The sequence below is a fragment of the Limisphaerales bacterium genome (assembly GCA_014382585.1).
Classification (GTDB): Bacteria; Verrucomicrobiota; Verrucomicrobiia; order Limisphaerales; family UBA1100; genus JACNJL01.
Window position 1 is genome coordinate 18,724 of sequence record JACNJL010000043.1, and the last position, 14,438, is coordinate 33,161.

Here is a 14,438-nt window from a genome sequence, read left to right on the forward strand (position 1 = left end):
AAACTAAATCGGAATGAAAACCCCCTCAACGAACTCTCACGCAACACTTCACTGGATCAGTGGGGTGCTTCTGACACTGATGGTGCTTTTGCCTTCATCCACAATTGCCGCCCAAAACAAGGCAGCCGAAGCCGCTTACGAAGGCGCGGCCGGGTTGGTGGGACTGGGTCTGTGGGAGCCGGCGGCCAAGGGATATCTCGAATATTTTAAAAAATTTCCCAAGCACGAAATGGCGGGCCACGCGCATCACGGACTTGGGCTTTGCTATTTTAATATGAAAGACTACGCGGCAGCCGCGCGGGAATTAGAAGCGGCGGCCAACAGTCGCGGACCAAATCTGCCTAATCCGGTGGGGGTGAATTTATTGTTAGGACAGGCGCTGATGAAAAAAGTGCCGGCTGATTTTGGAGATGCGGAGGACGCGTTTGAAACCAGCCTGAATTCGCTGGGCTTCTCCAAATCTGGAATCTTTAGCCGGTCTTGGGATGAGGGGAATGTTAAGAAATGGCTGGGCGAAAATAAGGATGCAGAGCGGAAGCAAATTGCGGCGGATGTGTTTCTGGGCCTAATAGAGGCGACCTATTTCCAGAGCGACTGGAAATCGGTTCTCAATAAAGCAGCCGCATTTGAAGCGTTGATTCAAAAGACCGGTGCGGAACAACGCGTGCGGGTGTTCACGGGCGAAGCCTTCGAGCGGACAGGGAATTTCAAGGCCGCCGCCGAGGCATTTGCGTTAGGCGCGAAGCTGGAAGGCAATGACGCATCAAGTGCCTTGTTTAGTTTGGGGATGATTCGCCTGAACCAACTCAAAGATTATATGGGTGCGGCGAAGGATTTTAAATCCTTCACGGTCAAATTTAGAAACAATGAAAGGCAACCGGACGCCGCCTACAATGAGGCGCTCTGCTATTTCCACAGTTATTACACTGGAAAAGACGAACACTTAATCGAAGCGGTTGATCGTTTCAATGCGTTTGCCAAGGCCAACGCCCGGCATAAGTTGGCCGATACGGCGCGGTTTTACGCGGGCAAGCTGCAGCATTCGCAGAAGCAATGGGAAGCTGCATTGGCCTCGTTGGAACCGATCCTTGGCAACAAGGAACCGGCGTTGAGCCAGTTGGTATTTCTGGTGGCCGACAGCCATCATCGCCTTCAACATTGGGACAAATCGGCAAAGTTATATATGGCGTTTGCCAAGGGAAACGAAACGGCATTAAACGCTGATGTGGCGTTGCACAACGCGGGGATGGCGTTCTCGGTTCTTGATCGACCGGATTTTGACAAAGCCATCGCGGCGTATGAATTGCTGGAACAAAAATGCCCGCGCAGTCCGACGCTACCCAGCGCGCGATTGAAGCTGGGCATCATTCATTTTAACGCCGGTCGGTTTGAAAAAGCTCAGGAGCCGCTTGATAAAATCCCGGCGCGCCATCCGCTTCGCGCCGATGCGGATTATTTTTTGGCGTGGTCGGATTTGAATAATCGAAATCCTGCCGGGGCTGCGAAACGATTTGGTCAATTGAGTGACGGATTGAAAAAATCAGCACCGGGGCACCGGCTTATCCCGCTCGCCAAATTGTATCAAGGCATCGCCGAATATGAGCGGGGCCGTTTTGGTGCAGCGGAGAAAATTCTGGCCGAATTCATCGCTGAATTTTCAGAGCACAAAATGTTTTACGAAGCCGCCTTCAACCTTGGGCAGGCGCAAATGGAATTGAAAAAGTGGGGCGACGCCATCAGGAGTTACAAGAAGGTGTCGGAGGATTCGCCTTTGCACCATCGGGCCTTATATCAATCCGGCCGAAGCAAGCGCTTTGGCGGCAAGGACGCCGAGGCGATTCCTTTCTACAAGGAGTTTTTAGAGCAATACGCGAGCCACCCAATGGCGAATGATGTGGCCTTTGAACTTGCGGAACTGGAATTTGAAAAAGGCGGCCAGAATGGCGGGGACGCCGCGGTGAATCGGCTCACGGCGTTGTTGGACAAAAAACCCAACCCGATGTTGCGCCAGAAAACTCTGTTTAAGCTGGGGATCGTGCATTTTTCGGAGAAAAACCACGAAGCTTCTGCTGAGGCATTTGAGGAAATGCTAAAGGGTCCGCCGGTGGGCTTGGCCATCGATGCCGCATGGCAAGCGGGCGAAGCGCGGCGGTTGGTGGCGATTTCGCAAGAAGGAGACGCCAGAGACAAAGAGAACAAGGCCGCACTCAAAAATTATAAATCGGCATTGAACGCCAAAGCCCCGGCGAAAGCTGGGCCGGCACGGATACAAGAACTGGCGCGATTCCAGCAACAGGCACTCATTCGAATTGGAGAAACCGAAGCCCGACTGGAACAGTGGCCGGCGTCCCAAAAATCGTACGAACAATTCATTAAGGACAATCCGAAACATGTTTTGATTCGCACGGCTTACCAAGGGCTGGGTTGGGCGATGCAGAATCAGGAAAAGTATCCGGGCGCAATTGACTCCTTGGAGAAAGCCGTGGCCGACGGTACCCGGGATGATGTGGCCGCGCGCGCGCAGTTTCTGCTCGGCGAATGTTATCTGGAGATGAAAGAGTTTGATAAGGCGATCATTGAGTTTTCCAAGGTGGAAGCGCTCTACGCATTTCCCGCCTGGCAATCCAAAGCGGCCTACGAAATGGCACAGTCCTTTTTGCGGCAGGATAATCGGGATCGCGCTCGTCAGCAATTTCAACGCTTAGTGAAAACCTACCCTGACACCCCCGCCGCCACTGCGGCCAAATCCCAACTGAAGCGCCTTAATTAGTTTTACAAATGATTCCAATGGAAATTCTTAAATCATCCTTACTCATCGGAGCGTGCTCCGCGGCCTTCCTGTTTGTCCTGCCCGGGCTTTCGGCCCAACCCAGCAACAATCCGGCAGGAGCGGGCGGAGAGACGGTGAATTCCACCCTCGTTGAGGAACAACCCGAGCAGGTGTCGATGGAAAAGAAAACTCTGTGGGAGTTGATCAAAAACGGCGGATTAATGATGTGGCCGCTGGCGCTTTTGGCTTTGTACGGTTTCTTCAAAGCGGGCGTGCAGGTGTACGTCATAATTTTATCGAATAACGAAAAACGCGATGAGACGTTAATGGCGCATTTGAATCCGCACGTGATGCCCTTTGATGATTTGAAAAGCGAAATCGAATCAGACATCAGTCAGCGCCCGCAAGGGGCTTTTCCAAAAATATGCCAGGCGGCGCTGGCGCGACTTTATGAAGGCGAAGGGGCGGTGGAAGATGCCTTGACCCGCGAAGGCTCAATGCAGATGGGCCGCCTCAAGCGCGGCTTGAAGCCCCTGCAAAGCGTGGTTACTGTGGCGCCGTTGCTGGGGTTAATGGGCACGGTGTACGGAATGATCGCTTCCTTCCAAAGCCTGGGCGCGGCAGGGGACAAAGTGGAGATTTTGTCCAAGGGCATTTACGAGGCCCTGGTCACCACTGCAGCGGGGCTGACGATTGCTATTCCGTTCCTGTTTATTTACCAATGGCTCAACCATCGGGTGGATGAAATTGGCGAAAATTTAAATCGACAAGCGGAGGCTTTCTTGGGAAAATTCTATCCCTTTGGAGGAGGAGATACGCCGGAACAGGACATCCAAGAAAGTTCGCAGACGGACTCGGGCTTCGATAATGAAGCGGAGGCAACTGCGGAAACCGAACCCTTGGTGACAGACATAAACGTGAAATGAAGTTAATTGCGCCACAGGAAGAATCAGAATCGCGGGTCGATGTCGCTCCGTTGATCGACATTCTGTTCACGCTGATTATTTTCTTTTTGGTCACCTCCACTTTTGAGAAAGAGGAGAAGGAAGAGAAAGTCCAACTGCCGCGTCACGGAGGATCGTCCTTAACAAGCAAAGAGCGCCCCTATTACATCAATGTCCTGCAGGACGGATCCTATCGCGTGCAGGGGGAGACTGTGGATTTGGATCACCTCCGTGTGAAACTCATTGACCGGTTCAAGGAAAAGCCCGAGCAACGGGTAGTGATTCGCGGTGACGCCAAGGCCTTTCACGGCCAAACGACTGCCGCTCTCGCCGCCGCCGGCCAAGCGGGGTTTCCTTCCGCGAATATTGCCTGGGATACCAGCCCCATCGAGTAACCGAAACATACCGACCCAACTCCGCTAATGAAAATTCGATTCAAAGGAATTTTGGAACTCATCGAATGGGGGTTTGAATCCTTGGCCGATCGGCTCGGCATCAAGCGGCGGCACATCATGTTTGGGTTGCTCGTCCTGCTAATTTCCGCGCTGTTCACCGGTTGGTACATTTATGAAAAAGATTGGTTCATTGAAGGCAAACGCAAAGCCGGTCGCAGCGAACAGCAATTGACCATTTCCCTCAATGGCGAGGATTCCGCCGTCCAGGAAATGAGCGAGGAAATTCGAGACTCCATTCTTGAGACGCCGATGGCCTCCGCCTCTGCCTCGCAAGCGGCCGCCCAATCCTCCGCCAATATGAATGCCGCGCGGAGCAACCCCAACAGCGCATCTTCGCAATCCGCCTCCGCCAGCGGCGCCCAATCCTCCTCCGCCGCCAGTGCGGCGGGATCGAGCAGTTCCTTTTCGCCCTCGGTTACCACGCCCAATGCCTCGGTGCAGAGCGGCCAAGCCCGCGCGCAAAACAGCCAAAGTATGACCCAAGCTTCCGCGCAATCCGCGGCTCCATCCGCATCCACGATGAGTGCTGCCCGCAGTAACCCGCAAAGTTCCGCCGCGCAATCCGCAGCCGCCCAAAGCGCGGCTGCGCCCGGTTCGCCCGCCGCCGCGGGTGCGAGTAGTGCCTTGGCACCCTCCGTTTCGCAGGCGGCCAACTCCACGGTGCAATCCAGTCAGCCAAGGGCTGAGTCCAGCCAAACGATGAGTGCGGCATCCGCGCAATCGATGGCGCAGATGGCGCAATCTGCAAGCGGAATGAGCGCCGCCCGCAGCGCGCCTTCAACTGCGGCCGCGCAGTCCGCTTCCGCCAATAGCGCGAATTCGCCCACTTCAGTGAGTGCCTCGGGCGCGAGCAGTGCTTTATCGCCCTCCAGCCCGCGCGCAGCCACTTCCACCGTGATGACCCAACGAAGCGCCCAATCCTCGCCGGGTCAATCAATGGCTCAGGCGACCGCGCAATCGATGGCCCAATCCGCCACCGGCAGCAGCAGCTCGGCTCGCAGCGCCCCGAGTGCATCCTCAGCCGCCAACGCTTCCAGTGCACCGGCAAACAGCGCGAACATTTCCGGCACCGTGGCCGCTGCGAATTCCAGTAGCTCATTTTCCCCGCAAGTTTCCTCCAACAGTGCCTCATCCTCCAACGTGCGCAGCAGCCAAGCCCGCGCGGAATCCGGCTGGGATATGTCCAGCGCCTCTTCCTCTTCGCAGTCATTGGCCCAAGCGGCCACTGGCTCGCGCGGCACATCGCGGAACAGCCCAAGCCAAACCTCGGGCTCCGGCACCGGTTCGGCACAGGCATCCAATTCTAATTCATCGGTTAGCGGCTCTGGCACGGGTGCTTCATTTTCGCCATCAGTTTCCGGAGCCAGCGCATCCACATCCGGTGTGGCGAGTAACGGCGCGCGTTCCGAGGCAGGCCGAACGATGTCGGGCGCGTCCGGGCAATCGATGGCCCAAGCGGCCACTGGCTCGCGCGGCACATCGCGGAACAGCCCAAGCCAAACCTCGGGCTCCGGCACCGGTTCGGCACAGGCATCCAATTCTAATTCATCGGTTAGCGGCTCTGGCACGGGTGCTTCATTTTCGCCTTCGACACCGGGAGTTTCAGGAATTGGCTCTGCGCTCGGCGGTGTTAATAATAGTGGCGCGCGCGCGGAAGCTGGCCGGGGAATGGCCAGTGCCTCCGGGCAATCGATGACGGGTGTCGCAACTGGCGCGCGGGGTTCTGCAAGGAGCGGGCCATCGGGCACTTACGGCACGGGAGCCGCCGCTGGCTCGGCGCGTGGCATGCATCAAGTGGCTGGCATATCCGGCACGGGGAGCAGCCGAGCCTTTGCACCATCACTTTCCGGTTCACGGGGAAGTTCACGAGTGGTAATGGAAAGCCCCACGCCCTCAGGGATTGAAAGCAATCCTTCAGTCACGGCACCGGCGGCAGCATCCGGCGGGGGATTGACTTTGGGCGGAGACCCAACCAACACGGATCAGGTGATGGCGCAAGCGCGGATCAATTCGGTATCACAGCCGGTTCATTTTGCTGGTGCGCGGCGTCATCCGTTGCGGGCTTATGCGAGCCGCCCCAATGAATCTCAACCCTCCGCCGCACCAGTTCGCGTGGCTATGAGCGGCAACCCAGGCAGCCGCGCTTCATTTTCCCCCACGGTCACACGGACGCCACAAACGATTCCCACGTTTCAAGTGGTGAAGCCGAATCCCCAACCCGCTTTGGTGGCAAACGAACCCGGGGCTGAATTGGCCGAATTACCGCCACTGGCGAATCCGTACGAACTGCGCCTCACCCCCAAGCTGCGTGCCGACTTCGTGAAACGCCAAGGCGGTGGCCCTGAAACTGAAGCCGCCGTTGCGCTCGCACTGGAATGGCTCAAACGCAATCAAAGCAAAAATGGCTACTGGAATCATCGCTCCAGTCACACCACCGCCGCCACTGGTGCGGCGATGTTGGCCTTCCTGGGATGGGGCACCAAACACAATGAGCCCGGCCCCTATCAACAAACTCTTTCGCGCGCCATTGACTGGATGTTGAGCGTCGAGAAAAACGGCGATCTGCGCTATCGCGGAAATATGTACGACCACGGCATCGCCTCGATTGCCCTGATGGAAGCATACAACCTGACCAAAGACGAACGCCTACGCGCGCCAGCCGAGCGCATTCTTGAATTCACCCTCAAGGCACAAAACCCAACGTCCGGCGGTTGGCGCTATAAACCCCACCGCGAAGATCCCAGTGAAAAGGGCGACCTCTCCATTAGCGGTTGGCAAATGATGATCCTGAAAAGCGCGCGATTGGGCGGGATGAAAGTTCCTGAAGAAGCCTTCACGAAAGCGCGGAAATTCTTGGATGGAGTCGGCGTTGAGGGAAAAGGATTTCAATATCGCCCTGGCTGGACGCCTTCCTCAGCAATGATTGCTGAAGGATTATTTTGCGAGCAAATGCTGAGCGCCGGGGTTAAGAACGCGAAAATGGAACAGTGCCTCAACCTCATTCAGAAGCAATTGCCCAGCAACAATCGGGTGGACTATTATTATTGGTACTACGGTAGTCTGGCGATGCGTCAGGCCCAAGGTCAGGATTGGCAAAGCTGGAACGACAAGCTGAAACCCATTTTGCTCGGCAAACAAATCAAGCGCGGCAACAACCGCGGCGCCTGGGAGCCGGAAGGCAAAAACGCCACGGCCGCCGGCCGCGTGGTCACCACCGCGTTGGCGGCGCTTTCGTTGGAAGTATATTACCGCTACTTGCCGTTGTACTCGCCGGAGTTGTCCAAAGCGGATAATTAGTAACGTCCACTCAATTTATGAAATCCGGTTTCTTATTTTTAATTGGGGCCTTGGCGTGCGCTGATGCCATCACTGCGGCTGAACATTTCGAGCTGCTCTTCAACGGCAAAAATTTTGACGGCTGGCACAATGTCAATTGCGGCCCCAAAACGTGGACGATCAAGGAGGGGATGATTCATTGCACCGGTAAACCCATCGGCGAACTACGCACCACGCGCATGTACGAGAATTTCATTCTCGAGCTCGAATGGCGCCACCTCAAACCGCGCGGCAACGCCGGCATTTTTGTGTGGGCCGATGCCTATCCCGCCAAGGGCCAACCCTTCCATCGCGGCGTGGAAGTGCAGGTGCTTGAAAACAAATATGGCAACACCCGTGGCTACACCACCCACGGCGACATCTTCCCAATCCACGGCGCACGCATGACGCCTGTCAACGGACGTGGTGGCCAACGCGCCTTCCCCACCGAAAACCGCAGCAAACCTTCGCCGCAATGGAACCACTACCGCATCGTGTGCAACAACGGCGACATTTCGCTCGCGGTGAACGGCAAGGTCGTCACGCGTGGCAAGGCGGCGAGTCCGCGCAAGGGTTACATCTGCCTGGAGTCTGAAGGGTCGCCCGTGCAGTTCCGCAATATGAAAATCAAGGTGTTGCCTAGCACGAACCCAAAGCCGGAGGAGATCGCCGAGGCGGAGGCGGGGTTTCATTCACTGTACACCGGCATCGATCTCGCCGGCTGGATAGGCAAAGGCTGGACCGCCAACGACTGGCGCCTCACCACCCAGGGCGGCAGTGCGCTGCGCACGGAAAAGAAATTTGCGAGTTACGAGATGTTTGCCGACTTCCGTGGCAACGGAAAAGAAGCGCCGTTTGAATTGCCCAACGTCGGCGCATTGGGCGAGATGAAAAACCTCTCGAAGGGTTGGAATCGCGTGCGAGTCACCCGCCGCCCGGGTTCGAACACCATCGAGCTGAACGGCAAGGTGGTCGTTCACGAGAAAATTTGCGAGAGCGGGCCGTTAAAGCCTGCCCCGTTTATTCTCAACCCCAAGGAGCCAACGCAGTTCGCCAATATCTTCGTGAAGGAGTTGAAATAACTTTTTTAACCACAGAGGGAAAAATCTCTGTGGTCTCTGTGCCTCTGTGGTGAATTGGTTTAAACCCCTTTCGGCGTCCCCCAGTGCTCGCGATACTCCCGCCGCACGAGCTTGTCCGCCTTGGCATTCTCCACCATCTGTTCCTTCTTCGGATCGAAATGCAGCATTTCTTCCGTCCTAATGGCGATGTTGCCCAGGTGGCAGAGGCTTGAGGAAAGGTGCCCAATCTCAATGTCCGCGCGCGGCTTTTTCCCTTCGCGAATGCACGCGAGAAAATTGAGATGATGCCCGCCCAAGTTCGGCCCGCCGCCGCCTTCCTTCACCAAGCGGTTGCGCTCGGCGTACATCTTCCAGCCTTCCTTCTTGCCCAGCACCATCATTCCCTTCGTGCCGTAAAACACATTCCCGTTCTCCATGCCCTGCTGCTTGTACGGCGACCAAATGCGCATCTCAAAAATCAACTGCTTGGTCCGCCCGTCCTTGTCCGGCTCGTACTCGAACAGGCAGTTTTGGGTGTCCGGCCATTGCATGTCGTCATTGAAAACATACTTGCCGCCCATCGCGCAAATCCGTGACGGGTGCGTGTCCACGCCCAGCCCCCAGCGGGCGAGGTCGATGTCGTGCACGCCATCATTGCCCATGTCGCCCGTACCAAAGTCATGCCACCAACGCCAAATGCCGTGCAGCATGTTCGGCCGAAACGCCACCTTCGGCGCCGGCCCGAGCCACGTGTCGAAGTCCAGCTGCGCGGGCGGCGTGCCGGGCTTGCTTTTGCCAATGCTGCCGCGCCGTTGGCTGTTCCACGCCTTGGCCACGAGCACCTCGCCAATCGCGCCGTCATTCAACAACTCCATCGCCTCGCGAATGCCCTCGGAGCTGCGCGTCTGGGTGCCCACCTGCACGACGCGATTGTTGCGTCGCGCGGCTTCCACCATCAGCCGACCTTCGCGCAGATTGTGGCTGGCGGGTTTTTCGACGTACACGTGCTTGCCCGCGTCGCAGGCGAGGATGGTTGCCGGCGCGTGCCAATGATCCGGCGTGGCAATCCAAACCGCGTCCACCGCTTTGTCCTCGAAGATTCGCCGCATGTCGCCCACTGCCTTGGGCGCCTTGCCCTTGGCTTTTTCAACGGTTGCCTTTGCGCGCGCAGTCCGCCGCTCGTCCACATCGCACACGTAGGCGATGTTCACCGCGCGGTTGTGGCTTAAGGTGCCCAAGTGCGCGTTGCCCATCCCGCCCGGGCCGATGATGCCGACGGTGATTTTTTCGTTGGCCCCGACTGCGCGGGCCGCCAGCGGCAGCGACAGGGCGGCGGCGGAGGAGGATTGGATGAATTTGCGTCGGGTGGGAGATTTCATTTTTGTAAATTTCCAATGACCAAAACCCAATATCCAAGGAACCCTCAATTCCCAAACCCCAAGGTCATTGGGATTTGGTCATTCCTTGGGTTTTTTCATTTCTTTTTCAGCACACTCACCTTGTCTGCTGTCGGGAAACTATTGGGGATCTTCGTCGTCACTTTTCCCGTGGCGAGCCATTCGCAGGCGCGGTTGAGCGTGGTGATGAAGCCGACGCATTGGAGCGACACGCCGTTCTCGTGTCCCATCGGGGTGTGGAAAATTTTGCCTTTGCCGTAATCCAGCACCATCATCATCGGTTCGTGGCGTTTGCTTTTGGTGCTCCATGCGGTGGCCAGCACCTGCATGTTATCAGCCGGGCCCCGCAGGGAATCGTAGAGTTCATCCTGTGCGTGCTTCCATTCGGCGGGCATTCCATTTGTGACCGGATGCTTGGCGTCGCGGATTTTAATGGTGAATTCGTGCTGTGCACCGTGGCTGCCGCCGCGGCCTTTCTGAGTGTCGCGCACAAGTTTTTCTGTTTCGTCGTAGTAGACGTATGGGCCGTGTTTTTCAGTGCGTCCGCCCCAACCACCGAGGCCGATCATCTTGTTATACTCAAGCCAATTGGGGAATGAATTGTTTGCCGCGTGCACGCAAATGAAACGACCGCCTTCACGCATGTATTTCTCAAACGCCGCCATTACGGGCTTCGGCCATTCTTGCCCGTTGTAATTGCTGATCACGACGTCATATTTTTCAAACGCCGGATTCCATTGATTCCAGGCTTTGGCGTTCAGTTCATTAGCCGCTTTTTGTGCCTTGGCGCGTTGTTCTTTAGTCAGATTGCGCGGAGGGTTTACGCGTTGGGGTGAGGTGGAAACGGCAACGGTGTACATGCCGGTTTTTTCAAGCTGCCCCTTCATGAACGGCGTCATTGCTTTCCAGTTATGATTATTCTGGCCATCGACGATGAGGATGGAAATGGCTTTGGCGTGCAGGCCAAACGAGCAAACCGCCACGGCGGCCACAAAGAGGAATCGGGAAATGAGTTTCATGCGTGCGCCAAGTGTAGGCGTCTGCGGGCCCGTGCAAAGAATTAATTGCCTCTATTTTTTTCCGGTTGCGCCAGCAGACGTTTCGCTTCATCAAGTAGGAATCTCGGAGCCATGAAGGGTTCGTAGCTGATTTCCTGCCAGCGCACTTTGCCGTGGGCGTCGATGAGGAAGGTGCCGTGCAGGGGCGTTTCTTCAAAATCATCGTAGGCGCGGTATTTTTTGAAAGTCTTCAAGGTGGGGTCGCTGAGCAGGGGGAAATTGAAATGTCGATCCTTGGCGTCGTAGCCGATAAAGGTGTCGCGTAATCCAGTCGGAGTATCGGTGCTGATGGCGAGCAGCGTGATGCCTTGTTTTTCAAACTCCGCCGCCACGGGGTCAAAGGCATTGAGTTGATCCATACAATGCACGCAGCCTTTGCCGAGATAAAAAATCAGCACCACCGGTTTGCCTTGCAGCGCGCCGAGGGAAAATTTTTGTTGATTGCGATCTTTGAGTGACCACTGCGGCGCAGGGAAAGGTTGCCAGCGAAAGGGGCCGAGGTCGTCAAGGTTTGGCCGCAAGCCGACATCTTGGGCGGTGGGCTGTGCCTTGCGCCAATCGGCGGGGTGGCCGAGGGATTTGGCCAAGGGCGCGAGGCGGGCGAAGCATTCCACATCCAAATCGAGTTCCGGCGCAACGCGACGCAGGTGTTCGAAGGCGGCCTTGGCCTCGGCGGGTTTATTGGTCATGTGAAGCAGGTAGGTTTGCACGGCCAGCGGGCGGGCTTGTTCTGCGCCGGATTTGACCGCCGCGGCGGCTGATTTCAAAGCAGCCTCGGTGTCGCCTGTGTGAAATTGCAGAAGCGCTTTGCGGTCGCCACGGATGTCCGATGCTTTTTCCAGAAAACTTTTGGCGGCGGCTTGCTCGCCCTTTGCCAGCGCGCGGTACATTTTGGCTTCGGCAATGCCTCGGGTGAGCGTGTTGATGGCGGTGTTGTACGGGCGTTCGGCGTCGCTTTTGGCTTTGCGAATTTCACTGTCTTTTTTCTTGGCAGCTTTGGCTTTGGATTCTGCGGCAGTGCCAGCTTTGGTTTTTCCGGTCTGTTGCGTGGTGAGTAATTTTTCCATTTGGACTAAAAGCGCTTCACTTTCGGCAGGGTTGCCCGTGTTGATATGGGCGGAGGCAAGGAGTCGCCAGTACTTGGCTTGGTCGGCGGCGGTTTTACCGGGTTGCAGGTAATGGGTGTCTTTGAGCGCGATGATTTCGTTCCAAAGTTCGTAATTGATGAGAAGCGTGTTGAGGTGGCGTTTGCCGTAGGTGTAGCTGCCTCGGGAGGAAACGGTCCACGTGCCATTGGTTTTAACGGAAGGGAGGCGCGGCAATTCGATCATGTTTTTGGCCATGGTGATCCCGTGCCGCACGCGGCCGGCGTGGCCAAGATTGCGGGTGAGCCATTCGTTGTTATGGGCGAAGTTGTGGATGCGGTCGGGCATCACGCGGTCGCGCATCATTTGGGCGTGGTCCACACGGGCGCTGGCTTCCTGTTGCCACGCGGCGTCGTTATAGCGTTTGAGGCGCGAGAGGATGTGGCCGGGCATGTGCCACATATGAGCGATACCGGGCGCGGCTTGGCCGCAGAGGCCGATCGAGGGCACGGCACGTTTGGGATCTTTATAGTCCCAAAGATGAATCCGATAATGATGGCAGGGGTGGTTGGGGTTTTTGGCGAGGACTTTTGCGATTTGTTTTTCAATCGCCTCGGTATTTTTTTTGAAACGGGAATCGTGGTACATTCGCAGCGCGAGAAATGCCTGAGCTTCAAGGTCATCAGGGAATTTGGCGGCGAGTGCTTGAGCGGATTTTAGTAGACCGGCCTTGCGTTTTTTGGAATCGGATTCGTTTTGATATGCGGCCATCGCGTCGATCCACATTTGTTCGCGTTCGCTCACGCGGCTCTTGCCAGCCACAGCTTTGGCAATGAGCGGCTTGGAGCGGGTCCGGTTTCCCGCGTTGGCCATCGTGATGCCCCAGTAGGCCATCGGATGGCCGGGATCTAGTTTGAGTACTTGGCGGAATGAACGTTCGGCTTCGTGATACCAAAAGCCGTGAATCTGTCCCACGCCTTGGTTGAAAAATTTCTGCGCTTTGGGTGAATCCGTGGTGATGGGAAATGTAACGTTGCTGGTGGTGCCCATCAAATACGCGGCTTGGCGCGGTCCTTTGTTGAGCTCCGTGCCGTGGCTGGAATGCCCCGCAGGCGGCCCCGATGGGTCGAAAGTGTATTCGGCCTGTTCAATGACCGGCGACGAAGGGGTGGAACACCCTGCGGCAATGAGTGCCGCAATCGGGAAAAAGTGTTTAATCGTTTGCATCTTTATAAGGTTAACCCCGTGGTTTCATCAAATTCGTAGAGCAAATTGAGGCTTTGGACGGCTTGGCCGCTGGCACCCTTCACTAGATTGTCGAGGGCGCTTGTCATAATGAGGCGTCCGGTGCGGCGATCGAGGCGGAAGGCGAGGTCGAGGTAATTGGTGTGGGCGACGTTTTTGGTGTCGGGCAACAGGTCGGGCGGGAGGAGCCGCACGAAAGGTTCGTCGCCATAAGCGGTGGCGAGGCAATCAGTGATTTGTTCGGCCAGCGCGGTTTCTTCCGCTTCGGTTTCAAATTTTGGGGTGGGAGCCAAGTAGAGCGTGGTGAGGATACCGCGATTGATGGGGATGAGATGCGGGGAAAACTGAAGGGTAACTTTCGCTTCGGCGGCGAGCGAAAGTTCCTGTTCAATTTCTGATAGGTGCCGGTGTTTTGGGATGCCGTAGGGCCGCGCGCTTTCGTTGCACTCGGTGTACATAAAATTCGCGCTGACATTTCGGCCGGCTCCGCTGACACCGCTGAGGCTGTCGGCGATAATGCCGGTGGGTTTAATGATCCCCGCGCGCAGCAAGGGCACGGTGGGCAGCAAAATACTGGTGGGATAACAACCGGGCGAGGCGATGAGTTGGGCGTTGCGAATGGCGGCGCGGTGCAGCTCGGGCAGGCCGTAAACCGATTGCTCCAAGAGCGCGGGTTCGGGGTGTTTGTTGCCGTAAAATTCCTCGTACACGGCGGCATCACTCAACCGAAAATCAGCGGAGAGATCGATGACCTTCGTGCCCGCCGCGAGGAGTGGCTTGGCGAAATCCACTGCCACGCCGTGGGGCAGGGCGAGGAACACCACTTCGGCAGTCTCCGCCAGCGTTTCCACATTTGGCTCGATGAATTGCAGCGAGTCGGCCACGGCATTGCCGGCGAAGCGTGGAAAGATCGCGGACAAGGGTTGCCCGGCGTATTGGCGTGAGGTGACGGCGGCGAGTTCTGCGCGCGGATGGCCGAGCAGCAGCCGCACGAGCTCTTCGCCCGAATAGCCGGAGGCGCCCACAATGGCGGTTTTTACTGTTTGAGCTGCGCTCATATCGATTGTGTTGTGCGTTTTTTTGAGGGCAATTGAAATCAAAAATTGAA

Annotated in this window: 12 protein-coding genes; 5 read left to right on the top strand and 7 right to left on the bottom strand. The window is 56.7% G+C overall.

The window, feature by feature from the left end:
• Positions 1-13: 13 nt before the first annotated feature.
• The 3 genes from H8E27_09350 to H8E27_09360 are packed head-to-tail and all read left to right on the top strand — an operon-like array spanning position 14 to position 4,109.
• Entirely contained in the window at positions 14-2,770 is a 2,757-nt protein-coding gene (locus H8E27_09350) for a tetratricopeptide repeat protein (protein ID MBC8325815.1), read from the top strand.
• Positions 2,771-2,787: 17 nt separating this feature from the next.
• Positions 2,788-3,696 carry a MotA/TolQ/ExbB proton channel family protein gene (locus H8E27_09355; GenBank protein MBC8325816.1) on the top strand — a complete coding sequence of 303 codons (909 nt, stop codon included), beginning with the start codon at positions 2,788-2,790 and terminating at the stop codon, positions 3,694-3,696.
• Positions 3,693-4,109, top strand: coding sequence for a biopolymer transporter ExbD (locus H8E27_09360; protein ID MBC8325817.1), 417 nt, complete (start codon positions 3,693-3,695; stop codon positions 4,107-4,109). Before H8E27_09355 ends, H8E27_09360 begins: the two co-directional genes overlap by 4 nt.
• 170 nt (positions 4,110-4,279) lie before the next feature.
• Here H8E27_09360 and H8E27_09365 read toward each other — a convergent pair whose 3' ends face one another.
• The 3 genes from H8E27_09365 to H8E27_09375 are packed head-to-tail and all read right to left on the bottom strand — an operon-like array spanning position 4,280 to position 5,737.
• Complete coding sequence (locus H8E27_09365; GenBank protein MBC8325818.1) at positions 4,280-4,828, bottom strand: hypothetical protein; 549 nt, start codon at positions 4,826-4,828, stop codon at positions 4,280-4,282.
• Positions 4,829-4,840: 12 nt separating this feature from the next.
• Positions 4,841-5,056: a hypothetical protein gene (locus tag H8E27_09370; protein MBC8325819.1), complete on the bottom strand. Its 216-nt coding sequence runs from the start codon at positions 5,054-5,056 to the stop codon at positions 4,841-4,843.
• Positions 5,057-5,110: 54 nt separating this feature from the next.
• A complete protein-coding gene (locus tag H8E27_09375) occupies positions 5,111-5,737 on the bottom strand; it encodes a hypothetical protein (GenBank protein ID MBC8325820.1) in 627 nt (208 codons plus the stop codon).
• Between the two features lie 550 nt (positions 5,738-6,287).
• Between H8E27_09375 and H8E27_09380 the strand changes: the two genes are divergently transcribed.
• Both H8E27_09380 and H8E27_09385 read left to right on the top strand, forming a co-directional pair.
• Positions 6,288-7,466, top strand: coding sequence for a terpene cyclase/mutase family protein (locus H8E27_09380; protein MBC8325821.1), 1,179 nt, complete (start codon positions 6,288-6,290; stop codon positions 7,464-7,466).
• A gap of 17 nt (positions 7,467-7,483) precedes the next feature.
• Positions 7,484-8,566 carry a DUF1080 domain-containing protein gene (locus tag H8E27_09385; protein ID MBC8325822.1) on the top strand — a complete coding sequence of 361 codons (1,083 nt, stop codon included), beginning with the start codon at positions 7,484-7,486 and terminating at the stop codon, positions 8,564-8,566.
• A gap of 59 nt (positions 8,567-8,625) precedes the next feature.
• Here H8E27_09385 and H8E27_09390 read toward each other — a convergent pair whose 3' ends face one another.
• The 4 genes from H8E27_09390 to H8E27_09405 all read right to left on the bottom strand — a co-directional run bounded on the left by H8E27_09390 (position 8,626) and on the right by H8E27_09405 (position 14,388).
• A complete protein-coding gene (locus H8E27_09390) occupies positions 8,626-9,924 on the bottom strand; it encodes a Gfo/Idh/MocA family oxidoreductase (GenBank protein ID MBC8325823.1) in 1,299 nt (432 codons plus the stop codon).
• 95 nt (positions 9,925-10,019) lie between these two features.
• Positions 10,020-10,961, bottom strand: a complete 942-nt coding sequence (locus H8E27_09395) for a ThuA domain-containing protein (GenBank protein ID MBC8325824.1) — start codon at positions 10,959-10,961, stop codon at positions 10,020-10,022.
• A gap of 41 nt (positions 10,962-11,002) precedes the next feature.
• A complete protein-coding gene (locus tag H8E27_09400) occupies positions 11,003-13,312 on the bottom strand; it encodes a redoxin domain-containing protein (protein ID MBC8325825.1) in 2,310 nt (769 codons plus the stop codon).
• Positions 13,313-13,314: 2 nt separating this feature from the next.
• Positions 13,315-14,388 carry an N-acetyl-gamma-glutamyl-phosphate reductase gene (locus H8E27_09405; GenBank protein ID MBC8325826.1) on the bottom strand — a complete coding sequence of 358 codons (1,074 nt, stop codon included), beginning with the start codon at positions 14,386-14,388 and terminating at the stop codon, positions 13,315-13,317.
• Positions 14,389-14,438: the final 50 nt, after the last annotated feature.